Genomic DNA, 21637 nt, shown 5'->3' on the forward strand with positions numbered 1-21637 from the left:
TATCCAGCATTTGCGAATCTCACTTATAGCAAACAAAAAACTTGGGCTAAATCCTAATCAGATAGGTATTAGGAGTAGTTACCAAGTTTTTTATTCTTTTTTTGTTTTGGCCATTCGCTCGTAAGCTTTCAATTTGAATGCCAAATTTTGGTCGTAATTTAATTGGAAATACAAAGAGTACAAACTATCTAACAAATAAAGTAAGGTCATTCGTGTCGAAAATGACGACATCTTATTGTAGTGATTTTCAGAAGAAGCCATGTAAATAATATCGTCAGCATAAGCTGTCAAGGGATTTCCTTGTGTTGATGTCAAGAGAATAATAGGTACCTGATTTTTCTTCAATATCTTGCAAAAGGCCTCCATTGAAGAGCCGCGACCACCAAACGAAATCACGAAAGCCAAGTGACTACTATCGCTATTTGTCGCTGTCAAACTCTTGATATAGTCGTCTTTTGGTACCGTCACCAGCTGATTAATCTCCTGCATTTGAAATTGAAAATTCTCCGCAAAATACAGATTCGCTGATGAAGTATAAATGTCGATGATGTTTGCTTTTGACATTTTTTCAACAGCAGAAACCAACGTTTCTGGGTCTGCTAAACCCAAGGTATCCTCAATTGTTCGCTCATAAACTTCTTTTAAACGCAACATCACTTCATAATGCGTATCCGTTTCTAAAATTGGAAAATCAATATCTGAGACTTGGTGATTTTGACCTTGTTGGAGATCTGTTCGCAAAAGTAATTTCAAGTCATTGACCCCGCGCAATCCCAGCTTATTAATCAAGCGGTAAATGGTCGAAACAGAAATAAAAAGTTTATCTGAGACTTCTCTTGGCTTTAAGCCAATAAATTCTTCTGGATTTTCTTTTAAATAATCCACTAAAATCTGTTCTGTCGGTGTTAGGTGTTCTAGTAATTGTAACCTTTGTATCATTTTCATAGGTTTATTGTATCATTTTTGGCTTAAAAAGCGTGTTTTTAACATCAAGACAAGGCTGATTATTAGGCTAATAATAGCATAAATCACAAAGGCAAAACCAGGTTGTGGATTGATTTTTGAAAAAAGACTGAGGACAATGGCTGCGCTAGCTCCGCCAAAATTACAAAATAGCAGAACCAAAGTTGTCGCATGTCCAATCAATTGTGGCGATATTTTATTTGACACATTGCTAAATACGCTTGTAACCACAATGCTGTACCAAAACCCTGAAAGCATTGCTCCGATAAGCATTAACCAGAGATTGTGCGCCACACCAAGCATAAACACCCCAAGAGCAAACGGAAGCAATGAAACAGTGATCAAATTTTTGTTAAAACGAACCAACAAAGCTTCAAAACAGATTCCTGAGAGAATTCCCATAAGCATCATACCACTCAAGATAAGACTTGCTTGACGTGGACTTCCAAGATGCAATTGGTCAACAATAACTGGGATTCGAAGACTATTTGCACTATTGATATTAATCACAAAACCTGCTAATAACGATAGACCAACAATATATAAGATATCAGCTTTCGTAAACTTAGCACGTGATTCTTTTGGGGTATCTTTAACTTCTACCTTAGCTTTTGGTGCAAAAAGAAGATAGAACACGAGGATTGGTAAAGCAAATAAATAAACACTAAATGTCCATGACCAGCCTAGAACAACAAGAAAACCAACAATCATGGTCAACAAGGCGTTACCAATAATTTCAAACGATCCACGAAGACCGAGCATTTGAGCTTGTTCTCTACCAGCATAAGTTTCACTGATGATACTAATCGCACGTGAGTTAATAAAACCAATTCCAATACCAAGTAAAACACGTGAGACCACAACTAATGAGTAGCTCTGCAACATTACAGGCATACTACCACCAAAGGCAATTAATAAAAGTCCAAGAATAATGCTGAGACGTTCAGAGATTAGACGTTCGGTAATTGGATTTAGTAACAACATGGCAAGAATCGCAAAAGATGATAGTGAAAATAGAAATTCTACCTGACTAGCAGCGTATCCTTGCTGATGAAATGTTGTAATCATTTGGGGTAATGCTGTCGACGGTGATAAGGTCGAGACCAGCATCAAAGATAAAGATAGGAGACTAAATTTCTCCAAAAATGTTTTCATAGAAACTCCTTACTTGTTTTTTTCATCATTTCCAGTATAATCAAAGTTAGCGCATAAAAATATGACTTTTGTCACAAAGGAGGTCTGTGTGTCTTTAGAACAATATATTCAAGACTATCAGCTTGAAAAAATCTTTCCTAAACATTATTTTGATAAATTACAAGTTCGTGAATTAGTAGCCGGAGATGCTATTTGTCACCAAGGAGAAGCTTTAACTGCACTCTCTTTTTTCGCTAAAGGAAAATTAAAAATTGTTCGTCGTTTATTTAACGGTAAAGAACATATTCTAGATATTAAAGAAAAACCAACTCTGATTGGTGATATTGAATTATTAACCGATCAACCTATCGTTTCTTCAGTTATTGCACTTGAAGATACTCTGGTTATCCAACTTCCCTTGACTGGGATTCGCAAAGAATTATTAGCTGATAATGATTTACTCCTAAATCTTAGCAGAGGCCTAGCTCAGTCACTTTATGAGCAAAACATCCATGCCTCAACGAATTTGAATTACACACTTAAAGAACGCCTAGCTACTCATATCTTGGCTATCGAAGATAAAGGTGTCTTCAAACTAGAATTAACTAATCTTGCTGATTCCTTCAGTGTCAGCTACCGACATTTACTTCGTGTCATTCATGAATTTATCGATTTAGGAATTATTGAAAAACGTCGCCCTAACTATTATATCAAAGATATGGCGCAACTCATTGACTTGAAGATTACTAACTGAGCCTTTAGCTTTCTCGTTCAGCATTTTTATGCTATAGTGTTATATAGAATAATTTGAGGAGAAAATATGTCAGTTATTGAAAAATTAGCTAAACCAAGTCATTTAATCAATATGAACGATATTATTCGCGAAGGTCATCCAACTTTGCGTAAGATTTGTGATGATGTCACATTCCCATTATCTGATGAAGAAATCATTTTAGGTGAAAAAATGATGCAGTTCTTGAAAAATTCTCAAGATCCTGTGACAGCTGAAAAAATGGGCTTGCGCGGTGGTGTTGGACTTGCAGCACCACAATTGAATGTTTCAAAACGAATCATTGCCGTTCTTGTACCAAATATGGAAGATAAAGATGGCAATCCACCAAAAGAAGCTTACAGCTTACAAGAAGTAATGTACAATCCAAAAGTTGTTGCACACTCAGTTCAAGATGCAGCACTTGCTGACGGTGAAGGTTGCTTGTCTGTTGACCGTGTCGTTGAAGGATACGTTGTTCGTCATTCTCGTGTTACTGTTGAATACTTCGATAAAAACGGTGAAAAACACCGCATCAAACTTAAAGGTTACAACTCAATCGTCGTTCAACACGAAATTGACCACACAAACGGTATCATGTTCTACGACCGCATCAACGAAAAGAACCCATTTGCTGTTAAAGATGGTATGCTAATTGTCGAATAATACATAGAGAAACTGAGGACATTTCCTCAGTTTTTTGTATATAACAAGCGAGAGTGGGACAAATAAAAACTAAAAAGCGAATCAGTAGTTTCATAGAAACTTGATTTCTCAGCAAATCTCAATTTCTTGTTGCTGACCTAAAACGGTCTATTCTCAAACCGTTTTTGACACTGTGGTTTGTTTATTATAACTATATAAATAAAGAGGCTGGGAACTTTTATCCCAACCTCTTTTTATTTAGTCACAGCGTTATATTGAAAGGCTAAACCAATATTACTGTGAAGATAGTGAGTTAAGCCAAAATAGGAAAGCTCACTCACGGATTTGTTAAATGTTTAAAAATCTTAGATTAATCATTAATCAATTGCAGCAAGAAGTGCTTGAGCTTGTTTATCAAGGTTGGCAAGAACATCATCAGTCGCCACAAACTTACCGTCAACCCATGCTGAGTCATTCACTTGTGTTGTAGTAATTTCATCAACAAATTGTGTACGAATGAACGGGAATAATGCGCGGTAAGCATCTGCCACTGGTTCGTGTCCACCATTTGCAAGGATAGAAACAGTTGTGACTTTTTCATTAAGCGCTGATGGACCTGTTGGATCTGAAAGATCAAGCGCACGGCTCAACCAGTCAAGCAAGTTCTTCACTGAACCAGGAATCGCAAAGTTATAAACTGGTGAGAAGAACCAGATAGCATCAGCTGCCAAGACAGCGTCACGTGCAGCTTGCACAGCAGCTGGTGTGTTAGCTTCCAAATCTTGTGAAAAGACCGGAACCTGTGACCAGTCTAGGTATGATACTTCTGCTTTGCCTTCAAGTGCTTTTTCAGCGTTTTGAGCAAATTGTTGATCAAAAGATCCCTCACGTAATGAACCGACAACAAATAGAATTTTTTTCATGATATATAATCCTTTTCAAATCATTATAATTAAAACGATAGCTATAAGCACTATCTCTGAACTGATGATAGCATCAGCCAATCTTAAAGTCAATTAAGACGACTTGAGAAAAACTGCTTTTCTAAACAGAATTTTACCAAGCTATAAAATTAGTTGATAGCTGCAAGAACAGCGGCAATTTGTTTGTCCAATTGTGCTAGATCAGCTTCTTCAGCCACATATTTACCATCTGCCCAAGCAGAACCATTAATTGTCGCAAGAGTCAATTCGTCAACAAAGTTAGTACGAATAAATGGCAACAATGCACGGTATTGGTCAGCTGCTTTTTCATGGTGAGCCGCAGATGTAATTGTAACAGTTGTAACTTTTTCATTGATAGCTGATGCGCCTGATGGATCTGAAAGATCAAGGGCACGACTCAACCAATCAATCAAGTTTTTCACTGGACCAGGGATGTTAGCATTATAAACTGGTGTGAAGAACCATACAGCATCAGCAGCAAGTACAGCATCGCGTGCAGCTTGAACAGCTGCTGGTGTGTTAGCTTCTAAATCTTGTGAAAAGACTGGAACTTCTGACCAATCAAGGTAAGAGACCTGTGCTTTTCCCTCAAGTGCTTTTTCAGCATTTTTTGCCATTTGAGCATTGAAAGAACCTTCACGTAATGAACCGACAACAAATAGTATTTTTTTCATGATATTTCTCCTAACAAAAAGATATTAGTATTTTTATAATCAAAAATCATTTATCACTAATTAGTGATTTATTGTTATGTTGTCATTTTATACTTTATTTTTACTTTTGTAAATTATTTTGCTCACGCGGTTTAAATTTTTTCAGAAGTCGTATTAATTGATCTTGTTCTTCCTCAGTTAAAACTGAAAAAGTCTCTTCAATTTTTGCCATGTGAAGTGGCAAAGCATGCTCAATGACTTGACGACCTACATCAGTCAAACTAACCAGATAAGCACGCTTATCACCCGGACAAGCTTGGCGTACTACCCAGCCTTTTTTCTCCATATTACGGATAACCACCGTCATATTCCCCGAAGTCGCTAGGATACTATCAATTAATTGGCCAACCTTCATCGCTCCTTTGCTATAAAGAACGTCCAAAACTGCAAATTGTGTTTGTGTTAAATCATCTTCCTTGAAAGACTCTGATGTTTTAGCATCGATAGTTCTAAAAGCTTTTCGCAAAACAACCATAGCCTTAACAGCTTTATTTTTGAAGTCGCTCATTGCTACTCCTTTCTGTCTTTTTTTACATAGTATCACTAACTAGTATCTTTTACAAATAGCAGAGCTCAAAAAAGAAGCCCTCACTTTGAGAGCTTCTCTAAAATTGGCTTATTAAAAGAAATCGTCAAATAGGCTTAATTGGTTATCTTCTGGCATGTTGCCTAGGATTCCCATTTCATCCATTTTATCAACCAATGTTGCTGAAACACCGCCGCGTTTGCGAAGTTCCATTTTAGATAGGAATTCACCTTCTTCACGCGCTTTAACGATTTGTTTTGCAACGTTTTCTCCGAGACCATCCATAGCTACAAATGGTGGAATAAGTGTATCACCGTCGATGATAAACTCGGTTGCATCACTACGGTAAAGGTCAAGTTGACCAAATTTATAACCACGTTCGAGCATTTCATTGACAATTTCAAGTGTGGTGTATAAATCAATTTCAACATTTGAAGCTTCGTTATTCTTACGCTTATTAGAAATATCAGCCATGCGTTCTTTCACCGCATCAAGCCCAGCACTCATTGTCTTAATGTCAAAGGCCTTAGCACGGATTGAGAAATAAGCACAGTAATAGTAAATCGGATAATGTACTTTAAAGTAAGCTACACGAAGCGCCATTAAAACGTAGGCTGCCGCATGGGCTTTGGGGAACATGTACTTGATTTTACCACAGGATTCAATGTACCAGTCGGGCACATTATTTTCTCGCATAGCTTCAATGTATCCATTACGTTCCTCATCAGAGATTTTAAGCCACATTCCCTTACGCACACGTTCCATAATGGTAAAAGCCATTTTGGGTTCAAGACCTGCGTGCATAAGATAAACCATGATATCGTCACGACAACCGATAACGGTTTTTAGGGTAGCAATCCCCTCTTTAATCAAGTCTTGGGCATTTCCCAACCAAACATCAGTACCGTGTGACAACCCTGACAACTGTAGCAATTCTGCGAAGGTTGTTGGGTGTGTTTCCTCAACCATTCCACGAACAAAGTTGGTTCCGAATTCTGGGATACCAAGCATCCCTGTCGGTGTTCCAATTTGCTCAGGCGTAACGCCAAGGACTTCTGTGCCTGAGAAGAGTGCCATAACATCTGGGTCATCCGCAGGAATATCTTTGGGATCAATACCAGACAAGTCTTGCAACTTACGAATCATCGTCGGATCATCATGACCGAGGATATCAAGTTTCAAGACGTTTTCATCGATATCGTGGAAGTTAAAGTGAGTGGTTTGCCATTCAGCAGAAAGATCATCAGCTGGGTATTGAACTGGTGTAAAGTCATAAACATCCATGTAGTTTGGAATAACAACGATACCACCCGGGTGTTGTCCAGTTGTACGTTTCACCCCTGCAGCACCTTGTGCCAATCGTTCGACTTCAGCTTCTGGATACATCTTACCATAGTCACGTTCGTAACCTTTGACAAATCCATAAGCCGTACGGTCAGCAACCGTACCAACGGTTCCAGCACGGAAAGCGTATTGTTCACCGAAAATATCACGAACATCCAAATGAGCTGAGGGTTGGTCATCACCAGAGAAGTTCAAATCGATATCGGGAACCTTATCCCCATCAAATCCAAGGAAGGTTTCAAACGGAATATCATGTCCATCTTTCTTATAACGTGTGCCACATTTTGGACAATCCTTGTCAGGAAGGTCATAACCTGAACCAACAGAACCATCAGTGATAAATTCTGAATGCTGACAATTTGGACAGACATAATGTGGTGGCATTGGGTTAACTTCAGTAATCCCAATCATAGTCGCCACAAAACTTGATCCAACAGACCCACGTGAACCAACCAAGTAACCACGTTTATTAGAACGAATAACCAACATCTGAGACGCCAGGTAAATCACGGCAAATCCATTCCCCAAAATCGAAGTCAATTCTTTTTCGATACGTCGGTCGACAATATCTGGTAGTGGGTTACCATAGATTTCAAAGGCTTTTTGATAGGTCATCTCTGCAACGCGCTCTTCTGATTTTTCAAGGAAAGGCGTGTACAAATCTTTTTTAACAACTTCGATTTCTTCGAAACGCTCTGCGAAATCATTAGTATTTTTGACAACAATTTCATAAGCAAGATCTTCACCAAGAAAAGCAAATTCATCTAGCATTTCATTAGTTGTACGGAAATGGGCTTTTGGTAGCGGAGCTGGTTGAGCATCCTCACCACGACCAATTGGACGGTTAATCGGTGCCCCTTGTCCTAAACTACGTACAATGATTTCTCGATAAATCTCATCTTCTGGTTCAATGTAATGAACATTACCAGTCGCAAGCACAGGCTTATTAAGACGACGACCTACTTCAATCAAATCTCGAATAGCTTGTCGAATACCCTCTTCGTCTTTAATCGTTCCTTGTGCTAATAGCGGAGCATAAATAGCTGGTGGCATGACTTCGATGAAATCATAGTATTTAGCCACTTCAACAGCTTTATCCACACCTGAGGTCAAAACTGCATCAAAGACTTCACCCTCAGAACATGCTGTTCCTAGCAAGAGTCCTTTGCGATGAGCATCAAGAACTGTTCTTGGAATACGAGCCACACCTTCAAAATATTTAACATTTGAAAGACTGACAAGCTTGAAGATATTTTTCAACCCTGTCTGGTTTTGAACATAGATTGTTGCATGTTTTACACGAGCTTTCTTATAAGAATCTTCAGCCACCAATTTTGTGTTCAAGTCCATCATGTTTGTAAGGCCATGATTTTCACGCGCTTCTTTTAAGAAAATAAAGAGCAAGCGACCAGTTGCTTCGGCATCGTAGTTGGCCATGTGGTGGTGTTCTAGCGATACTTGGAAACGTTTGGTCAATGGTCCCAAACCATGACGTTTGTATTCTGGATAAAGATTCCGTGCCAATTCAAGGGTATCAATAACTGGCTGCGTGATGGTTGGCATGCCATGACGTTTGTAATTAGCATTCATAAAGCCAACGTCAAAGGTCGCATTGTGGGCAACAAGTACAGTATCTTTACAGAAATCTTGGAACATTTGAAGCACTTGTTCGATTGGTTTTGCATTGCGAACATGATTATCCGTAATCCCTGTCAATTCTGTCGTAAAAGCTGACAAATGGTGACCTGGATTAATGAATTCATCAAATTGCTCAACAATATTACCTTTATACATTTTTGAAGCCGCAATCTGAATCAAATCATTATTAACAGCAGAAAGCCCTGTTGTTTCCACGTCAAATACAACATAAGTTGCTTCATTTAGCTCTAAATCTTCAGGATTGTAAGCAATAGGAACCTTGTCTTCAACAATATTGGCTTCCAGACCAAAAATGGCTTTAATACCGTCTTTACGTGCTCTATGGTAACCATGAGGGAAACTTTGAACATTTCCATGGTCAGTAATAGCAACCGCCTTATGCCCCCATTTAGCAGCTGTATCAATCAGCTCCTCAACCGTTGGCAAAGCATCCATGGTTGACATGTTCGTATGCGCATGGAATTCCACACGTTTCTGGTCTTCTGGCATCAAATCCTTGCGGTCATGGTGAACAATTTCTTTAACATCTTGCACATTCATTGTCAGTGCATGCGTGAAATTATTATTTTCAATGTTCCCTCGAACACGAAGCCATGAGCCTTTAGCAATCATGTCGTATTTTTTCAACTCTTCATCATCTTTTGCCCATTTTTGCATAGCAAAACTTGATGTATAGTCCGTCATTTTGAAATTGATGATGTGACGACCTGTACGAGTTGTTTTCTTCTCAACATCAAAAACCATTCCTTCAAAGACAATGCGATTTTCTTCTGTTGTGATTTCAACCATCGGAGTGATTTCAGCATTTTCAAAACCAGCACGGCGTTGTTTGGCACGTTCTTTGAAATCAAATTTTGGTTTTGGTGTTTCTTCAACCGGAGGCATTGAGGCTTCAAGAGATTTAACCGCTTCACGATTTTCTTGAACAGCTCTTTCCACCATGGCTTCACGATTAGTTGTAAAATCTTCTCGAAGCGCTTGGGTCATAGCTTCATCTGAAACCATATCAATCATCAAGTTTCCGAAACCAAAGGCCTCAAATTGACGTGCAAGATTAGGCAAATGATTTTTTCGGAAATGCTCATTATTAACAAAAGCTGGCGCTTCAATCAATAATTTATGACCATCGTACGATACTTGAAGTTTACTAAATGACGCTTTAAAACTAGCACTATTACACGGTGAGTGTTCAAACGCTTCCTCATAATAATCCTGTAAAAGCGGCTGTGAGAAATCAATTTTTTCTGCCTTGATGTCAAAAGTCGCTGTAATGTCTGCTTGCTTAAAGGTATTAACCAAACGATAAGCTAACTCCCGATAAATCTCAATCGGCAAAACCTCTGCAAATGAAAAATGGAATTCCCAAAGGCGGGATACTGAGTGTACTTTAACTTCACGAATATCTGCAGATGAAAAAGCAGAAGATTGTCGCATTTCAAGCGGCATATCGATTTGCTCCATCAATTTTTTAAATAACTCTGACATAAGACGTCAATTACCTCAATTCCAAAATCTAATCTTTTATACTTAGTAAAAAAGAGATCAGTGTCACTTTTTCACTTCTTATATCTATCAATATCGTCTTTCAATTTTATCATAAAAGTGAGCTTTTTTCGAGACAAAACAAAAAGGCCGGGGCTATGTGCCCGACCTCATTATAATTAGTTTTCTTTTGTCAAAATTTCAAGTGTTTCAATAAGGTTTTCAGCGTTCACTTCGATTGTATCGCCAGTTGCTTTAATTTTAACTTCTACGATACCATCAGCAGCTTTTTTACCAACTGTCACACGAATTGGAAGTCCGATAAGGTCGCTATCTGAGAATTTAGATCCGACACGTTCATTACGGTCGTCAACCAATACTTCATAACCTTTTTCAACCAATTCTGCTTCAACTTTAGCTGTCAAAGCTTGTGCTTCTTCGTCTTTAACGTTAACTGTGATGACGTGAACATCAAATGGAGCCAATTCTTTAGGGAAATTAATACCCCATGCAAAACGGTAAGCACCTTTTGGTGTTTTAGAAACAAAGAGACGAGCATGTTGTTCAATAACAGCAGACAAGATACGGCTAACACCGATACCGTAGCATCCCATGATGATTGGCACAGCACGACCGTTTTGGTCAAGGATTGTTGCTCCCATACTTTCTGAGTAGCGAGTACCAAGTTTGAAGATGTGTCCGATTTCGATACCACGAGCGAATTTAAGAACACCTTTACCATCTGGTGAAATTTCACCTTCTTTAACTTCACGAATATCAACGTATTCTGCTTCGAAGTCACGACCTGGGTTAACACCAGTCAAGTGGTAACCATCTTCGTTAGCACCTACAACAGCGTTAGCAACGTCTTGAACTTTGCGGTCAGCAATGATACGAACATTTTCAGGAAGGTTAACTGGGCCAAGTGAACCGAAGTTTGCCCCAAAGACTTTAACAGCATCTTCTTCAGTTGCTGGATCAAGGAAGTCTGCACCAAGATAGTTTTTCAATTTAACATCGTTAACTTGATCATTTCCGACAAGAAGAGCAACAACTGGTTCTTTATCAGCGATGAAAAGAAGTGTTTTAATTGTTTGTTCTTCATCAACATTCAAGAAAGCTGCCACTTCATCGATTGATTTACAGTTAGGTGTTTCTACACGTTTAACATCTTCTTGAGCCACAACTTTTGTTGTTGGTTTGTATTCATTACTTGCCATTTCAAGGTTAGCAGCGTAACTTGACTCTGTTGAGTAAGCAACTGTATCTTCACCTGAAACCAACCATGATGACAATTCTTTTTTGATGTCTTCTAAAACATCAGCTGGGATTTCATCGATTGATGCGATTGATTTATCAAGAACAACCCAACGATCAAGATCTGTACGGTCTGGAGTGATAGCCATAAACTCTTGAGAGTCTTTACCACCCATAGCACCACCATCTCCGATGATACCTTTGAAATCAAGTCCTGCACGTGTGAAGACTGCTTCATAGGCTTTGCGGTATTGTTCGTAAGTTTCGTCCAATCCTTCGTAGTCTGCGTGGAAACTGTAACCATCTTTCATGATAAATTCACGTGTACGAAGAAGCCCATTACGAGGACGTTTTTCATCACGGTATTTAGATTGAATTTGGTAAAGGTTTAATGGCAATTGTTTGTATGATTTAACCGCATCACGAACAAGGCTTGTAAATGTTTCTTCGTGTGTTGGACCAAGGATAAAGTCTGATTTATCGCGGTTTTTAAGTTTATAAAGGTCTTCACCGTAAGTTTCGTAACGACCTGATTCACGCCAAAGGTCAGCGTTCAAAAGTGCTGGTGCAAGCATTTCAACGGCACCAATTTTTTCAAACTCTTCACGCATGATTTTTTTGAATTTTTCAATCGTACGGTTAGCAAGTGGTAGGTAAGCATAGATACCTGCAGACACTTGGCGGACATAACCTGCACGAACCATAAGAGCATGACTGATAACTTGAGCGTCGCTTGGCATTTCGCGAAGCGTTGGAATAAGCATTTGTGATTGTTTCATAATAAAATATTGCGGTCAAATCATGAAAATAAGTAAGCTGCTTTTAAAACAAGTAGCTCACTTATGCTCATAATTTAGGAAAGACCGTGTCAATTCCTTTCTAAAAAATGTGTATTTATTTTTAAAATGATGTACTAAATGAATTAAATTTAGAAGAAAACTCGCATAATATCATTCCAAGTCACAGCTACCATCAAAATAATCATGATGACAACCCCAACTAGAGTAATATATGTTTCGGTTTCTTGTTTGAGTGGTTTGCGACGTACAATCTCAATAAGGTTCATCAAGATTTTTCCGCCATCCAAAGCCGGAATTGGAATTAAGTTCACAATTCCAAGGTTGATTGACAAAACAGCAAGCAAATTAATCACCGATGTCAATCCGTAAGAAGCTGCTTGACTTGAGGCTTGGTACATGGCAACAGGACCACCAAGTTTATCCAAGCTAAAGTTTGATACAATACCTTTTAAAGCATTCAAAATCAACATAGTACTTTGCCAAGACATCTGGAAACCACCAGTAATTTTGTCCCAAAAGCCTGTTTTCAAATACGTAGAAACACCAATGAGGTAACTACCATTGTTTTTTACTGGCTTAACATCTAGTGTTTTCGTTTTTCCTGATGTATCTTTTACCGTAACTGAAATGGTATCGTCTCTTGAAATGTTCTTAGTTGATTTGGCAACAGCCTCAGTCAATTCTGACCAATTTGAGACTTTGTAATTTCCAACAGCTAAAACCTTGTCTCCATCTTTTACCCCTGCAGCCTGCATAGCGCCACCGTCGGTTACGCGGATAGCATTTGTCGCCGTATTCGGGACACCTCCTTGCATAAAGACAAGTAAGATAAAGGCTAAGGTTCCCAGAATAAAATTATTCATAGGACCAGCAAAGTTTGTCATTAAACGCCCCCAGACAGTAGCATTTTGATACTGCACATCAAGAGGCGCAATGCGAATTTCTGTACCATCTTCCTCAACAATTGTTGCATCATGATGAACAACATATGTCTTTTGCTCATCCAGAACTAAGCCTGTGATTTCAAGTTTATCTTCCAAATCATAAGAAGTCACATTCATAGGAAGAGCTGTATTATCCAACTGTTTATGTGATAGATTAATACGTGTCACAAGTCCGTCTTTGTTCAAACTCAAGCTAGCTGGTGTACCTGTCTTGATTTCAGTGGTATCATCACCCCAACCAGCCATTCGCACATATCCGCCCAAGGGCAAGATACGGAAAGTATAAGCTGTGCCCTCTTTGTCAAAATGTGAAAAGATTTTCGGGCCCATTCCGATGGAGAATTCTCTCACCAAGATTCCTGCTTTTTTAGCAAAATACAAGTGACCAAATTCATGGACAATAACTAAAATTCCAAAAACAATAATAAAGGTTAAAATTCCGAGCATTTTGCTCCTCTCTATACCAGTAACATTATTATCCTAATAACCATTCACTAGTAAGCAAACTCCAAAAGTTTGTGGCAAGTGCCAACCAACTTAATTAGAAAAGACCAAATAGATGCATAATTGGGAAAACAAAAATCATTGAATCAAAGCGATCTAAGATACCACCATGACCAGGAATAAGTTTTCCAGAATCTTTAACGCCAAAGTGACGTTTAATAGCACTTTCAACCAAATCACCGAATTGACCAAAAATACTAAACAAGATAACGTAAATCAACATAGCAAATAGATTGTGCGGTGCATATACAGCTTTGTCAATTAACATAAAAATTAGTGAAACGACAACTGCACAAGCAATACCACCCAAGCTACCTTCGATTGTTTTATTTGGGGAAACCTTCGGCATTAACTTACGTTGACCAAATTGACGACCAACCATATAAGCGCCAATATCAGTCGCCCATACGATGAATAAAGCAAAGAGCACTTTATCTAAGCCACCCATACGAGCATTGACCAGATTTTGGAAACCAATACCAACATAAAGGCTAGCAGCAATTGGATAAGAGACATCATCAAATGAATACTCATCACTATTGATAACTGTTCCTGCCAAAAGCAAGAAAACTAGCAAACCATAGACAGCAAAATTAGAATCTAATGGTAATGATGTAAAGTAGTTATCCAAAGGCACTGTCAAAACAAAAGCACCGAGCATTGATAAAACACCTTCAATTGAGAAAAATTCAAGATGTTTCATGCGTAACATTTCTGCCATACCAATCATTGCTAAAAAGCCTACAAAAATTTGAAATGCTAGGCCTCCATGCAATAGAAACGGCAGCATAATCAATAAGGCAATTGCCCCCCAAATCACACGTTGTTTCATGATATTTCCTTTCTAGATTCCACCAAAACGGCGATGACGTCGATTGTACTCGGCAATCGCCTTAATTAACTCGTCTTTTTTGAAATCAGGCCATAAAACAGGCGTGAAATAGAATTCACTGTATGCTGATTGCCATGGTAGAAAATTACTAAGACGAAGTTCTCCACTTGTACGAATAATCAAATCCGGATCACGATACAAATACGGCAAATGATTAGTCATCAAGTGATTTGAAATCACATCTTCTGTAATATCATCTGGGCTAATTTTAGCTTCAAGCACTTCTTGTGCAATATTTTTAACCGCTTCTGTGATTTCTAAACGGCCACCATAGTTCAATGCAAAATTCAAAATAAGTCCAGAATTATGCTTAGTTTGATCACAAGCACGTTTCATGGCATCAAAAGTAGCCTTCGGTAGACGATGTGTTTCACCGATTACTTGAACTTTGACATTATTTGCATCCAATTCAGGGACATATTTATCGAAAAACTCAACCGGCAAGTTCATGATGAACTTGACTTCGTCCTCGGGTCGTGACCAGTTTTCTGTTGAGAAAGCGTAAACAGTCAAAACTTTAACACCAAGTTCTGAACAGGCAATCGTCACGTCTTGCAAAGCATCCATACCAGCCTTGTGTCCCATGACACGTGGTTGCATGCGCTTTTTGGCCCAACGACCATTACCATCCATAATAATTCCAATATGATTAGGAATTTTGTCTAGGCTGACAGCCTTTTCTTTTTTTCTAAATTTAAATTTAAACATACAATTTCCTTAAAAGCATACTCATCATAATATTTTACCATAAAATAGCCATTTTTTCTCTACTTAATTAGTGGCTTTTAGGGAATATTGGCATAAAAAAGCCAGATGATTTCTCATCTGGTCATTCCTATTATTAATCTTTGCTTTCAACAGCTGTGTCTTCGGCTGTTTCTTGGTTATCTTCAACAGCTTCTTCAACAAGAGCAGTTTCAACAACTTCTTGTTCAGCTCTGTTAACAACACGTTTCAAAGCACCTAATTCAAATGTTAAATAAACACCATCGATGTCCAAAACCATTTTTTGGTTAGCTGTGTCAACTTCATCAACAACACCATAAAGACCACCGATTGTTACGATTTCATCACCTTTTTGCAATGCTTTAAGTTGATCTTGACGGGCTTGTGCTTGTTTCTTTTGAGAACGTTGCATGAACCAAATCAAACCAACCATAACGAGCAACATAATAACTGTTGGCATAAGAATCCTCCATAAATATAAGCTTAATGACAACTATACCAAATTACATTTAACAACGCAAGAAATGACCGTTAAAACTCCCAAAGTTTACTAGCGTCAGTCACCTTAGCGTAAACAACCTGCGTTTGTTCTTCAAAACCTAAACTTTCATAGAGCCTTTTAGCCGCTAGATTATCTGATTCAACCGCAATTTGAAAGGCCTTCTCATTTTCAGCTAACAGGCTATTGATAAGCACTTTCATAAAATAAGTCCCAATCCCTTGACCACGGTAGCCTTCGGCAACTACTAAGCCATAAAGGTAATTGTAAGTCGTGCTAAAATCCACCGTGCAAGAAGCAACAACTTTGTCATCTTTCATCACAATATAAAGTTTTTCAGTCTCATCAACTAGAGCTTCTTTGGCATAGCGCAGTGCAACCTCATAAGGATCTCCAAAAGCTTTTGCTTGAAAGTCTGCAATCGCTTCAAGGTGTTCTCTACTAGCTTTGATGACCGACAAATCGTCACGCTTTTCAAGCAAATAGGCTTTTCGTTGTCGATTAAGCCAATACTCAAAATCATCTTCTAAAGTCATGCCAAGATTAGCCAGCACATCTGGGTGTTTTGCTAAGAAAGATTGCTCCGACATTACTGTAAAACTCAACTGATACTCTTTCATGGTTTCACGGAAAACACGAAATAATTGCTTAGCATATCCTAGACGGCGATAGTTTGGGTGAACCAAAATAGCAAGTTCTGCCTCGTCTGGCTCATCAGCATAGACTGTCAACACCCCCACAAGTTGATTCTTCTCATAAGCTAAAAAGAAAGCTGGCATCTCCTGATCAAAATTGAGATTATTCGATAAATACGGGATGCGGTGAGTCCCATCAAAAGTCTGAACTTCTTTGATTAATGCTTCTATCTGTAATTTTTGCTCTTTATCTAAACAAGGTGTCTTAATTATTGACATCATCTTTTTCCTTTTTCTAGCACATCCTCATGATGCACAAAAAACCTGAGGCACTTGCCTCAGACTATAATCATTTATTAACGGTCATTGTATCCGTTTGGATGACTTGAATGCCATGCCCAAGCAGAAGCAATGATTTTTTCAATATCATCAAATTGTGGTTTCCAACCAAGAATTTCACGCGCTTTATCTGATGACGCAATAAGAGTATCTGGGTCACCAGGACGGCGATCAGCAAGTTCTGCTGGAATTTCTTTTCCTGTTACTTTGCGAGCTGCTTCAAGAATTTGAAGGTTTGAGAAGCCTGTTGAAGAGCCAAGGTTAAAGGCAGTTGATGGGTTTCCTTCGCGAAGATATTTAACCGCAAGCAAATGAGCATCTGCTAGGTCAAATGGGTGGACATAGTCACGGACATTTGTACCATCTGGTGTGTTGTAGTCATTACCAAAAATCATGATTTTTTCACGAACACCTTGTGCCACTTGCAAGATAATTGGCAACAGGTGTGTTTCTGGTCCATGATCTTCACCGATAGAACCATCTGGTTTAGCACCAGCAACGTTGAAGTAACGAAGCGGTACAAATTTGATGCCATAGGCTTGGTCAGACCATTTCATGATTGTTTCCATCATGAGTTTGCTTTCACCATACGGATTGATTGGACGTTGTGGTGTTGTTTCTTTAATTGGAAGTTCATCTGGAATACCATAAGTTGCAGCTGTTGATGAGAAAACAATGTATTTAACACCAAATTCATTCATCACTTCAAGTAATTTAATCATTCCTGCAGTGTTGTTATCAAAGTATTTCAATGGTTTTTCCATTGATTCGGCAACCAATGAGTAAGCGGCAAAGTGAATCACAGCATCGATATCTGGATTTTCTGTGAAAACTTTACGCATAAAATCTTGATCAGCAAGATCACCTTGATAGAATGTTGCATCAGGATGAACCGCTGCACGGTGCCCTGTTACCAAACTATCGACAACAACAACCTTTTCTTCACCTTTTTCAATTAAACGATCAACCATGTGAGAACCGATATAGCCAGCCCCACCAAGCACTAAAATTGACATGATTCCTTTTCTCCTATTCTAACCCCACGCTGTTCACAAAGCGCATGAAAGCTTCTTTCCCCTTTTCATCACGATTGTAAACACCTGCATCTTCTAAAACACGAACAAAAACGTTTCCGACTTCTTCTTGCACGATATCATGTACCGTATCAGCAGTAATATCCGAACGTTTTTTAATCTCATCTGCCCATTCTTTGTGATAGGCAGCGATTTCATTATACTGGTTCAAAAGATATTTTTCAACTTCTAGCAGTTCATTTTTAAGACGTGGCGGTAAAATAGCTAAGCCCATAACTTCAATAAGTCCAATATTTTCCTTTTTAATGTGTTGGACATCAGCATGTGGATGATAAACCCCATCTGGAAATTCAGCTGTTGTGTGGTTATCACGAAGAACGATATCTAATTCAAATTGCCCATTACGTTTGCGAGCAATTGGTGTGACGGTATGATGCGGCGTTTCTCCTGTATGAGCTACAATATCAACACTGGCATCCGAATACTCTCGCCAAGCTAAACGAATTTTTTCAGCCAATTCAACTAAACGACTTTTGTCTTTACTGCGAAGACGAATAACAGACATTGGCCATTTGACAATACCAGCTGTCACATCTGAAAAGCCTTTAAAATGAAACTCTTTGTCCAGCTCTGCTATTTCCATCGGAAAGACATGTCGTCCACCTTGATAGTGGTTGTGAGTTAAAATTGACCCACCAACAATCGGTAAATCAGAGTTAGAACCTGCAAAATAACCTGGGAAAATATCAACAATATCTAGCAGCTGTTCAAAAGTTTGCTTGCTAATAACCATCGGCACATGATCAGTATTTAGAATAATACAATGTTCATTAAAGTAAGCGTAAGGCGAATATTGGAAGCCCCATTTTTCATCACCTAGATTTAAGCGAATGATACGGTGATTAGCACGCGCTGGGTGATTAAGGCGTCCTTGATAACCTTCGTTTTCCATACATAACTGACATTTTGGGTAAGAAGATGCCTTGGCTAACTTAGCTGCAGCAATGGCCTTGGGATCTTTTTCAGGTTTTGATAAATTAATGGTAATCTGAATATCACCATATTGTGATGACACAGTAAAAGCGATATTTTTAGCGATTGCGGCTACTTTAATGTAGTCATTTCGTTTGCTGAGTTCGTAAAAATCTGCGACAGCTTGTTGAGGAGATTGAGCATATATATCCCAGAAATTGCGATTCACCTGACTTGGGACAGGAGTGATAAAGTTCATCAATTCAGCACCCAAGCAATCTCTTTCAGCCATTAAGTCACCAACCTTGCCATTTTTCACAGCTAGGTTAACCAATTCTTCTTTGAGAGCAATTAATGTCGTTTCTTTAGTTTCTTGCTCTGCACCTTCCTCGCCCACAAGGGCAAGGATTCGGTTACGCAAGTAAAACATATCATCTTCAGTATAGTCGCTAGCTTCAATTACTTTCGCGACAAAAGTATCTAAAAGTTTCATGATTTCATCTTCTTTTTATTCTTTATTTTCGTGAAAGGACACGTGAACCACCAGCAATTTCAGCGATGTAAAAGGCTGGTGCATATCCAATGGTTTCAGTGTAAACTTGTCCAACAGTTTTAGTAAATTCATCTACTTTGTCTTTAGCAACAATAGCAATACCACAACCACCAAAGCCCGCTCCTGTCATGCGAGCTCCGAGAACACCTTCTTGTTGCCAAGCTGTGTGAGCAAGGGTATCAAGTTCGATACCAGTTACTTCGTAGTCATGTTCAAGTGAGACGTGAGACGCATTAACCAAACGACCAAATTTTTCAAGTTCACCTGCCATCAAAGCTTCTTTAGCTTGAAGGGTACGTTGATTTTCCCAAACTGCGTGACGAGCACGTTTGAGACGATTTTCATCTTTAATGAGATAACTGTACTCATCAAAAGATTGCAAATCAAGTTCACCAAGTGTCTTGATATCAAGCACTTGATTCAATTCTTCAACAGCTTTTTCACATTCAGCACGTCGTTCGTTGTATTTTGAATCAGTCAATTCACGACGTTTGTTCGTATTCATAATCACAATGACATTGTCACCAAGGTCCAAAGGAACAAGGTCATATTCTAGAGTATTGGTATCAAGGTAGATGGCTTGCTTTTCAGCTCCCATGCCAATAGCAAATTGGTCCATGATTCCTGAATTCACACCGATGAAGTCATTTTCAGTTTGTTTACCAATTTTTACTAAGTCAAGACGGTCTAATGTTAGGTCAAATAATTCTTCAGCGACAATTCCTACCAAAAGTTCAAGCGAAGCTGATGATGACAAGCCTGAACCATTTGGAATATTACCATTAACATAAAGTTCAAATCCACTATCAATAACATGCCCAGCTTCTTTCAAGAATTTAATGACACCTTTTGGATAATTTGTCCAACTATCTTTTTTATCAAAGACAAGATGATCAAGATCCACATCAATAATACCTAATTCATCAAAATTTGCTGAATAAAAACGAAGGATTTTATCATCACGTTTTCGAGCAGCACCATATGTTCCAAGAGTGATAGCAGCCGGGAAAACATGACCACCATTGTAGTCCGTATGTTCACCAATTAGATTAATACGACCTGGTGAGAAGAATGTGGCATCTGCTTCTGTGCCAAAAACATTAGTAAAAGCTTGATTAAGTTCATTCGTATTCATGAGGGTCTCCTTTTTTCTTGCTTTATTATGATTACGGTTTCATTTTACTGCCTTAGTTAAAATAAGTCAATGATATTTACTAAAGTTTTACTTAAAAGTTTTATTTTTCCAAATGATGTGATATAATACTATCAAGAAAGAAGGGAAGACCTATGGCTACATTAAAAGATATCGCAAAGCTAGCAAATGTTTCATCCGCAACTGTCTCACGAGTACTTAATAAAGATAAAACCCTCTCAGTCGGTGAGGAAACAAGACACCGTATTTTGACCGTTGCTGAAGAGTTGGGTTACGAAAAACACAAACGCAGCACCAACGCTATGCAAGAACGTCAAAAGATTGCTATCGTTCAATGGTATAGCGAACAAGAAGAACTAAACGACCTTTACTACTATAGTATTCGTATCGGTCTTGAAAAACGCGCCCAAGAATTAGGCTATGATGTCGTGCGTTACTTTAACAATGATATTTTGACAATTTCAGAAAATGTCAGTGGCATTATTGCCATTGGTAAATTTTCAAGTGAACAAATTAACCGCCTCGAAAATCTTTCAAAAAACCTAGTTTTCGTTGACAGTGACACTTTAAACGCTGGCCACCCTTGCGTTACAACTGATTTTGATAATGCCGTTGTGAAGGTTCTTGATTACTTCATGCAAAAAGGATTTACTAAAATTGGAATGATTGCTGGTGAAGAACGTACAACTGACCAAAAAGAACTCATTGTTGACCAACGCTTACGTACTTTTAAAAACTACGCTTACGAAAATAACCTCTACAACCCTGATTATGTCTTTGTAGGAGATTTTTCAGCGCCTTCAGGATATGCCTTAATGAAAAAATCCATCACTGAACTAGGTGATGACCTCCCACAAGCTTTCTTTGTTGCCAACGACACTTTAGCCATTGGTGCCCTTCGTGCCCTTCAAGAAGCTAACATCGCCGTGCCTGACCGCGTCAGCCTCATTTCTTTCAATGATACTGCCTTGACTAAACAAGTCTTTCCTGCTCTTTCAAGTATCACCGTTTATACCGAAGAAATGGGACGCACTGCTGTTGATATCCTAAATCACCAACTTATTAAACACCATACCGTCCCAACAATGACAAGACTGGCCACAACATTAACCCTTCGTGAAAGTACAAAATAAAAAAGTCCGAATAATAT

Annotated in this window: 18 protein-coding genes; 3 read left to right on the forward strand and 15 right to left on the reverse strand. The window is 38.6% G+C overall.

Going from position 1 to position 21637, the window contains the following annotated elements:
- Positions 1 to 90: 90 nt before the first annotated feature.
- A complete protein-coding gene (locus JG537_RS07050) occupies positions 91 to 945 on the reverse strand; it encodes a MurR/RpiR family transcriptional regulator (RefSeq protein WP_199544596.1) in 855 nt (284 codons plus the stop codon).
- A gap of 12 nt (positions 946 to 957) precedes the next feature.
- Positions 958 to 2118, reverse strand: coding sequence for an MFS transporter (locus JG537_RS07055; RefSeq protein WP_199544597.1), 1161 nt, complete (start codon positions 2116 to 2118; stop codon positions 958 to 960).
- Positions 2119 to 2179: 61 nt separating this feature from the next.
- On the opposite strand from JG537_RS07055, the gene JG537_RS07060 reads away from it, so the two are divergent.
- Both JG537_RS07060 and def read left to right on the forward strand, forming a co-directional pair.
- Complete coding sequence (locus tag JG537_RS07060) at positions 2180 to 2851, forward strand: Crp/Fnr family transcriptional regulator (RefSeq protein WP_199544598.1); 672 nt, start codon at positions 2180 to 2182, stop codon at positions 2849 to 2851.
- A gap of 66 nt (positions 2852 to 2917) precedes the next feature.
- Positions 2918 to 3532 carry a peptide deformylase gene (gene def, locus JG537_RS07065; protein ID WP_132869876.1) on the forward strand — a complete coding sequence of 205 codons (615 nt, stop codon included), beginning with the start codon at positions 2918 to 2920 and terminating at the stop codon, positions 3530 to 3532.
- A gap of 356 nt (positions 3533 to 3888) precedes the next feature.
- Here the strand turns inward: def and JG537_RS07070 are convergent, their stop codons facing one another.
- The 13 genes from JG537_RS07070 to JG537_RS07130 form a co-directional block, all read right to left on the reverse strand.
- A complete protein-coding gene (locus JG537_RS07070) occupies positions 3889 to 4434 on the reverse strand; it encodes an NADPH-dependent FMN reductase (RefSeq protein WP_132868713.1) in 546 nt (181 codons plus the stop codon).
- 149 nt (positions 4435 to 4583) lie between these two features.
- Positions 4584 to 5129 (reverse strand): NADPH-dependent FMN reductase, encoded by a 546-nt coding sequence (locus JG537_RS07075; RefSeq protein WP_199544599.1) that lies wholly within the window; start codon positions 5127 to 5129, stop codon positions 4584 to 4586.
- A gap of 100 nt (positions 5130 to 5229) precedes the next feature.
- Entirely contained in the window at positions 5230 to 5676 is a 447-nt protein-coding gene (locus tag JG537_RS07080) for a MarR family winged helix-turn-helix transcriptional regulator (protein ID WP_132868715.1), read from the reverse strand.
- A gap of 111 nt (positions 5677 to 5787) precedes the next feature.
- A complete protein-coding gene (locus tag JG537_RS07085; RefSeq protein WP_199544600.1) occupies positions 5788 to 10182 on the reverse strand; it encodes a PolC-type DNA polymerase III in 4395 nt (1464 codons plus the stop codon).
- Positions 10183 to 10358: 176 nt separating this feature from the next.
- Positions 10359 to 12215 carry a proline--tRNA ligase gene (locus tag JG537_RS07090; protein WP_199544601.1) on the reverse strand — a complete coding sequence of 619 codons (1857 nt, stop codon included), beginning with the start codon at positions 12213 to 12215 and terminating at the stop codon, positions 10359 to 10361.
- A 149-nt stretch (positions 12216 to 12364) separates the two neighbouring features.
- A complete protein-coding gene (rseP, locus tag JG537_RS07095) occupies positions 12365 to 13627 on the reverse strand; it encodes an RIP metalloprotease RseP (protein WP_199544603.1) in 1263 nt (420 codons plus the stop codon).
- Positions 13628 to 13721: 94 nt separating this feature from the next.
- The gene (locus JG537_RS07100; RefSeq protein WP_132868719.1) at positions 13722 to 14516 is read right to left on the reverse strand and encodes a phosphatidate cytidylyltransferase; all 795 of its coding nucleotides are present in this window, start codon (positions 14514 to 14516) and stop codon (positions 13722 to 13724) included.
- Positions 14517 to 14528: 12 nt separating this feature from the next.
- Positions 14529 to 15284 (reverse strand): undecaprenyl pyrophosphate synthase, encoded by a 756-nt coding sequence (gene uppS, locus JG537_RS07105; protein WP_199544606.1) that lies wholly within the window; start codon positions 15282 to 15284, stop codon positions 14529 to 14531.
- A gap of 133 nt (positions 15285 to 15417) precedes the next feature.
- Complete coding sequence (yajC, locus tag JG537_RS07110) at positions 15418 to 15762, reverse strand: preprotein translocase subunit YajC (RefSeq protein WP_074482967.1); 345 nt, start codon at positions 15760 to 15762, stop codon at positions 15418 to 15420.
- A 71-nt stretch (positions 15763 to 15833) separates the two neighbouring features.
- A complete protein-coding gene (locus JG537_RS07115; RefSeq protein WP_199544608.1) occupies positions 15834 to 16715 on the reverse strand; it encodes a GNAT family N-acetyltransferase in 882 nt (293 codons plus the stop codon).
- A 77-nt stretch (positions 16716 to 16792) separates the two neighbouring features.
- Positions 16793 to 17791, reverse strand: a complete 999-nt coding sequence (gene galE, locus JG537_RS07120) for a UDP-glucose 4-epimerase GalE (RefSeq protein ID WP_074482969.1) — start codon at positions 17789 to 17791, stop codon at positions 16793 to 16795.
- 13 nt (positions 17792 to 17804) lie between these two features.
- Positions 17805 to 19277 carry a UDP-glucose--hexose-1-phosphate uridylyltransferase gene (galT, locus tag JG537_RS07125; RefSeq protein ID WP_199544740.1) on the reverse strand — a complete coding sequence of 491 codons (1473 nt, stop codon included), beginning with the start codon at positions 19275 to 19277 and terminating at the stop codon, positions 17805 to 17807.
- 19 nt (positions 19278 to 19296) lie between these two features.
- Positions 19297 to 20469 carry a galactokinase gene (locus JG537_RS07130; protein ID WP_199544610.1) on the reverse strand — a complete coding sequence of 391 codons (1173 nt, stop codon included), beginning with the start codon at positions 20467 to 20469 and terminating at the stop codon, positions 19297 to 19299.
- Positions 20470 to 20621: 152 nt separating this feature from the next.
- Here JG537_RS07130 and JG537_RS07135 point away from each other — a divergent pair, with 152 nt between their 5' ends.
- Positions 20622 to 21620 (forward strand): LacI family DNA-binding transcriptional regulator, encoded by a 999-nt coding sequence (locus JG537_RS07135; RefSeq protein ID WP_199544612.1) that lies wholly within the window; start codon positions 20622 to 20624, stop codon positions 21618 to 21620.
- Positions 21621 to 21637 lie beyond the last annotated feature (17 nt).

Source organism: Streptococcus vicugnae (genome assembly GCF_016461705.1).
GTDB classification, from domain to species: domain Bacteria; phylum Bacillota; class Bacilli; order Lactobacillales; family Streptococcaceae; genus Streptococcus; species Streptococcus vicugnae.

Bases quoted from the DNA above. Each gene is read 5' to 3' on its own strand.
- def (WP_132869876.1), top strand. From the start codon at position 2,918: ATGTCAGTTATTGAAAAATTAGCTAAACCAAGTCATTTAATCAATATG.
- JG537_RS07130 (WP_199544610.1), bottom strand. From the start codon at position 20,469: ATGAATACGAATGAACTTAATCAAGCTTTTACTAATGTTTTTGGCACA.
- JG537_RS07085 (WP_199544600.1), bottom strand. From the start codon at position 10,182: ATGTCAGAGTTATTTAAAAAATTGATGGAGCAAATCGATATGCCGCTT.
- JG537_RS07115 (WP_199544608.1), bottom strand. From the start codon at position 16,715: ATGTCAATAATTAAGACACCTTGTTTAGATAAAGAGCAAAAATTACAG.
- JG537_RS07080 (WP_132868715.1), bottom strand. From the start codon at position 5,676: ATGAGCGACTTCAAAAATAAAGCTGTTAAGGCTATGGTTGTTTTGCGA.
- galE (WP_074482969.1), bottom strand. From the start codon at position 17,791: ATGTCAATTTTAGTGCTTGGTGGGGCTGGCTATATCGGTTCTCACATG.
- JG537_RS07050 (WP_199544596.1), bottom strand. From the start codon at position 945: ATGAAAATGATACAAAGGTTACAATTACTAGAACACCTAACACCGACA.
- JG537_RS07060 (WP_199544598.1), top strand. From the start codon at position 2,180: ATGACTTTTGTCACAAAGGAGGTCTGTGTGTCTTTAGAACAATATATT.
- JG537_RS07135 (WP_199544612.1), top strand. From the start codon at position 20,622: ATGGCTACATTAAAAGATATCGCAAAGCTAGCAAATGTTTCATCCGCA.
- JG537_RS07100 (WP_132868719.1), bottom strand. From the start codon at position 14,516: ATGAAACAACGTGTGATTTGGGGGGCAATTGCCTTATTGATTATGCTG.
- JG537_RS07070 (WP_132868713.1), bottom strand. From the start codon at position 4,434: ATGAAAAAAATTCTATTTGTTGTCGGTTCATTACGTGAGGGATCTTTT.
- JG537_RS07055 (WP_199544597.1), bottom strand. From the start codon at position 2,118: ATGAAAACATTTTTGGAGAAATTTAGTCTCCTATCTTTATCTTTGATG.
- uppS (WP_199544606.1), bottom strand. From the start codon at position 15,284: ATGTTTAAATTTAAATTTAGAAAAAAAGAAAAGGCTGTCAGCCTAGAC.
- JG537_RS07090 (WP_199544601.1), bottom strand. From the start codon at position 12,215: ATGAAACAATCACAAATGCTTATTCCAACGCTTCGCGAAATGCCAAGC.
- yajC (WP_074482967.1), bottom strand. From the start codon at position 15,762: ATGCCAACAGTTATTATGTTGCTCGTTATGGTTGGTTTGATTTGGTTC.
- rseP (WP_199544603.1), bottom strand. From the start codon at position 13,627: ATGCTCGGAATTTTAACCTTTATTATTGTTTTTGGAATTTTAGTTATT.
- JG537_RS07075 (WP_199544599.1), bottom strand. From the start codon at position 5,129: ATGAAAAAAATACTATTTGTTGTCGGTTCATTACGTGAAGGTTCTTTC.